The sequence below is a fragment of the Arthrobacter sp. N199823 genome (genome assembly GCF_002929705.1).
In the GTDB taxonomy this organism is placed as follows: domain Bacteria; phylum Actinomycetota; class Actinomycetes; order Actinomycetales; family Micrococcaceae; genus Specibacter.
Genome location: NZ_PJIN01000026.1, coordinates 1 through 4785, shown reverse-complemented (window position 1 = coordinate 4785; position 4785 = coordinate 1). Strand labels below are relative to the sequence as shown.

5 protein-coding genes and 1 pseudogene are annotated in these 4785 nt (G+C 34.8%); all 6 read right to left on the bottom strand.

Features of this window, described 5'->3' with window-relative positions; all coding sequences use genetic code 11:
- Positions 1 to 117, bottom strand: a pseudogene (locus tag CXQ93_RS19960) (EpsG family protein); the annotation flags it as partial.
- Positions 114 to 794, bottom strand: coding sequence for a glycosyltransferase family 25 protein (locus tag CXQ93_RS19955; RefSeq protein WP_000823826.1), 681 nt, complete (start codon positions 792 to 794; stop codon positions 114 to 116). The pseudogene CXQ93_RS19960 and the gene CXQ93_RS19955, both read right to left, overlap by 4 nt.
- Positions 795 to 796: 2 nt before the next feature.
- Positions 797 to 1606 carry a glycosyltransferase family A protein gene (locus tag CXQ93_RS19950; protein ID WP_001445975.1) on the bottom strand — a complete coding sequence of 270 codons (810 nt, stop codon included), beginning with the start codon at positions 1604 to 1606 and terminating at the stop codon, positions 797 to 799.
- An 8-nt stretch (positions 1607 to 1614) separates the two neighbouring features.
- A complete protein-coding gene (locus CXQ93_RS19945) occupies positions 1615 to 2406 on the bottom strand; it encodes a glycosyltransferase (RefSeq protein WP_001445974.1) in 792 nt (263 codons plus the stop codon).
- The gene (gene wzx / locus CXQ93_RS19940) at positions 2406 to 3641 is read right to left on the bottom strand and encodes an O21 family O-antigen flippase (RefSeq protein ID WP_045233210.1); all 1236 of its coding nucleotides are present in this window, start codon (positions 3639 to 3641) and stop codon (positions 2406 to 2408) included. Before wzx ends, CXQ93_RS19945 begins: the two co-directional genes overlap by 1 nt.
- Before the next feature lie 310 nt (positions 3642 to 3951).
- Positions 3952 to 4785, bottom strand: an 834-nt coding sequence (galF, locus tag CXQ93_RS19935) for a UTP--glucose-1-phosphate uridylyltransferase GalF (protein WP_104092558.1), incomplete at its 5' end; no start/stop codon positions are given.

Here is a 4785-nt window from a genome sequence, read left to right as displayed (position 1 = left end):
AGTCATAAAAAAAACGCATATGCCCCCGATAATTATTTTCCCATAAGGAATACGATTATATGCATTAAACAAAAACATATAAAAAAGCACAATAGTATTAATTATAATATATATCATTTTTCTGCAATAAAAAGACGTTCAGCTTCGATAGAACTAGAGTTTAAATTTACAGGATGAGAAAAGTATTGACCATAAAATACATTATCCAGTTTCGCATTTCTTACAATGTAACTCCAGTCATCACAAAAGAAACTATTTTCTTCCATTAACCTCAGAATTCTCTCAGCGCCTTTAATATCCACACAATAACAGCATGTCCTATATAACCAACGATGTGTACCTAATATTACTTTTCGCACCCCACATATTGATTTTCTCCCCATTATGACACGACTAAAGCTTTTTAGACCATCCTGTCCACCCAAAATATAGACACTTGATGAGCAGAATGAATTAATCATTTCGTCCAAATATTTAACATTTTCCTTGGGCAAAACGTCATCTTCCAAAACCACCAACCATTTCCTTCCACTCGCCAAAAATTCCGTTAAAGCTTTTTTATGACTCAAGAAACATCCCAATTCCGACGGAGTTAAAAAACCTCTTCCAAACATCTTTGAGGACCTAATTTTAAATAAAGAAAAGTATTTTTCTGCCAATAATTTCCGTCCATCAATAGCATGAGAAACACGACATTCTATGTCATACTTCGCCATTTCATTTTTTAATTTATCTCTCCTTTCATTATGTTGAGGTAATGATATTATACAAAAGTCAACAAGTTTTCTTTTCATTCTCACTTCCTTTTACTGGACAGTTGTTTTAATCTTTTATAAAAATATGAAAGCATATATCTTATAACTGTTATGAATGCAAGACAAAATGCATTATTTAGGGACGTTCTGTAAACCTCCAGAGCAAGCTCAACTATTTGTTTTGGTGTATATTTATATCCCCGTCCATAGGATATTTTAATTTGAGACCCTCCCAGAGTTCTCACAGAAATTAGCGACATAACAGAAATTAGTTTTAGTTTTAATGGTATATCTTCCCCCCAAGTCAAATATCTTATTTTATAAGCATCAATGATTTTATTTCTACGATACAACGTATTAGATTGATTCCAACCAAGAGTAAATTGCTTTGGATACCCTAAACACTCTATACATTCTTGTATTAATCCTCTGTTATATTTTTTTATTGTGAAGATATTACCTGTCTCGTTTTTACAATTAAACTCTTCCACATAATCACTTCTAAAGACGATGGCATCAACCTCATTATTTTCTAATAAATAATTAACACCCCAATCAAGAGCAAATTCAGCAATATAATCATCAGTATCAAGAAAAAAACAAAATTCTGTATCTGAATCCAATAAGCCTACATATCTTGCGTGAGAAGGGCCTTGATTAAGAGTATAGGTGTAATTACACCCGTAATTATTACAAATAATTTTATTTTTGCGCGCTTCATCAGAAACTGAACCATCATCAATTACAAAAATCTTACACTGCTTATAGCTACTGATTATTTTAATATTTTCCTCTAATATTATGCTCGAATTATAAGTTGGTATTATTATTGATATTCTTTTATTATTCATTCTATTGCCTATTTATTGTATTTTACGTATATGGCTTTCTTTGTGTTATAAAGGTTTTTAACATAGGATAACCGTTTAACATGCAAGTAAAGGGGTTTAATGATAGTTTTTACCCTGACGGTTGATTTATCCCACATTAACTGTTCATATAATTCGCCATCACAATATTTCAGACCCAGTGAACGTTTATATAAAAACAGCTCATTGCTCATCCACTTCCCAAAAAACTCTAACCCTCGAAAAACGACACCATCATAATTTTTTGCTATCTGCTTTTGCAAAATATCAACACCGTATGCCGAAAAAATATAATGGGCATCGACTTTCATTAAATAATCACAATCACCTAAAGAAAAACTAAAATTATAAAATTCGGCCAGTGAACCATCTCCCTTTGTCACCTGATCTTTATACCCTTCTCCAGCAATAGCGAGATTTTTATCATAAGAGTAAAGTTGTATAGAGCAAACATCAGCTAATTGATTCGATAATCTTTCTACAATATCTCTTGTATTATCTGTAGAATTATTATCTACAACAATTATTTGTGATGCTAACCCCGAAATAGACAATATAGATGCCTCTATATATTCAGATCCGTTTTTGACTCTATATATAACAGAGACACTTGGTATTTTCCTCTTATATTCATTCTGTTTTCTTAGCTTAGCTGCAACATAATCATCAAAATCTAACCGATTGGAGTACTTCTTATCGTTTTTCGCAGATAAAAAGGAAATAGTAAAAAGATAGTAATGAAAAGATAAAATTAACTTTTTTAAAATAGAATATAAACTCATCACTTTATCACTCGATTAAACAATAAAATACAGTAAATCAATGGGATTATATTAATCAATGACACGACAATTAACTTAGACACAGCTATTCCAACAACACCAAATATGTTAGTCAGATAAAATGTTATAACAAGAGACGGTATAAGCATATATATATGCAATTTACTTATAAAACCTTGCCGATCACTCATATTTAAAAAAACATATACAGGGCAAAATATTGCATTAATAATCTGCGTCATAACTAAAATAATTAACACTTCGCTAGCATTACTGTATTGAACACCAAATATAGATAATATCAGCCCTGAAAAAAAGGGAAACAGAAGAGCCATTAAAACACATGGTATCATTATGAAGAACATAGCTTTTTTAGTTAGCTCTTTTATTTCATTCATTTTACTTTGGCTGTATAAACTGGCGACCTTAGGTGCCAGAATTGTGCTAATTGACATTGCAAATAAATTTATAACCAAGGATATTCTATCAGACACAGCAATAATAGCGACATCAGCAGCTGGGAGCAACAAACCGGAAAGTACAACATAAGATTGAACAATCAGCATTCCTAATGAGTTACCAATGAAATACTCTGATAATTCTTTCAGTCTAAACGGTATTGACTCTGTTTCTAACTGATTGAAATCGTCCCTAAATTTATAATACGAGTATACCCCCCCCCCTCCTCCAATAAGAATAATTGAGAAGAAGTATGATAAAGACACCAGTAAAACACTTTCATTTTTAATCAGAACAATAAGTAATACAAAAAAAATAAACAATAAGGGTTGAAATATATACTGCAGAACAACACTAAAAGTGACAAGACCTTGAGACTGTAAAAAGGAATATAACAATATATTTACTGACGATGATATTATCAACAGAATCGCCAAACACCATGTATTTCGTAATAATAATTGTGGCGAAAAATAATGAATTATAGGTATTAAAATGATAGATAAGATAATACTGGATATAACACTCCGTTTTATGCATCTAAGAAAAAAAACGCCTCGTGCTTTTAATGCATATTTAACTGAGGCACATTTTTTCAAAATTAAATTATTTTGTCCTAAAGAGGATAGGGACGATATTATTCCAGTTACTGATAATAGGAAGAAAACCCCACCAGCCTCACTCATATTGAGCGTTCTTGATATCATCACACTCGTTGACAGCGCAAGTATAGCGCCGAATATCCTCAACACAAATACAGTTTTAATTGTAAACATTAACTTCTCGTTATTTACCCAAAGACCTCTTTGCAACAAATAATAGGGGGGAGGGTATAGATACTACCCCGCAAGACGCAAAAAACAACGCTACCGCCCCTGGCTTAACAGCTACCAGTTCACTAACACAAACTTATAACATGGCAATCTTAATAAATTCGTCTCTAATAAAACAAGAGACCGTTTTCTAAATCACATGAAGCAAAAAATCACCATAAAAGATCTAAACATCATCTGATATTTTAAACATTAGCTTAGATAATCGGTTGACGACTTTCATATTACTATTTTCTCCCGCCTTTTATCTTCATTAAAAATCATTTATAATTATTTCTTCTATTTTACCACGGAATTTTGTGCCTAGCATAATGTTTCTCAAACCATACTTCACAAACGCCTGCATATAGCCCATTTTTTTGCCGCAGTCGTAACTGTCGCCAGTCATCAGCATTGCATCCACAGCATGTTTTTTCGCCAGTTCGGCAATGGCATCAGTCAGTTGAATACGTCCCCATGCACCAGGCTGAGTACGTTCCAGTTCCGGCCAAATATCGGCAGAAAGCACATAACGACCTACGGCCATGATATCTGAGTCCAGCGTCTGCGGCTGATCCGGTTTTTCGATAAATTCAACAATGCGGCTGACTTTACCTTCGCGATCCAGCGGTTCTTTGGTCTGAATGACGGAGTATTCAGAGAGATCGCCCGGCATACGTTTTGCCAGCACCTGGCTGCGTCCCGTTTCATTGAAGCGCGCAATCATAGCGGCAAGATTGTAGCGCAGCGGGTCGGCGCTGGCGTCATCGATAACAACGTCCGGCAATACCACGACAAATGGGTTGTCACCAATGGCCGGTCGCGCACACAAAATGGAGTGGCCCAGACCCAAAGGTTCGCCCTGACGCACGTTCATAATGGTCACACCCGGCGGGCAGATGGATTGAACTTCCGCCAGTAGTTGACGCTTCACGCGCTGTTCAAGAAGAGATTCTAATTCATAAGAGGTGTCGAAGTGGTTTTCGACCGCGTTCTTGGACGCGTGAGTTACCAAGAGGATTTCTTTGATCCCTGCAGCCACAATCTCGTCAACAATGTACTGAATCATTGGCTTGTCGACAATCGGTAGCATCTCTTTTGGGATTGC

Bases quoted from the DNA above. Each gene is read 5' to 3' on its own strand.
- CXQ93_RS19955 (WP_000823826.1), bottom strand. From the start codon at position 794: ATGAAAAGAAAACTTGTTGACTTTTGTATAATATCATTACCTCAACAT.
- CXQ93_RS19950 (WP_001445975.1), bottom strand. From the start codon at position 1,606: ATGAATAATAAAAGAATATCAATAATAATACCAACTTATAATTCGAGC.
- CXQ93_RS19945 (WP_001445974.1), bottom strand. From the start codon at position 2,406: ATGAGTTTATATTCTATTTTAAAAAAGTTAATTTTATCTTTTCATTAC.
- wzx (WP_045233210.1), bottom strand. From the start codon at position 3,641: ATGTTTACAATTAAAACTGTATTTGTGTTGAGGATATTCGGCGCTATA.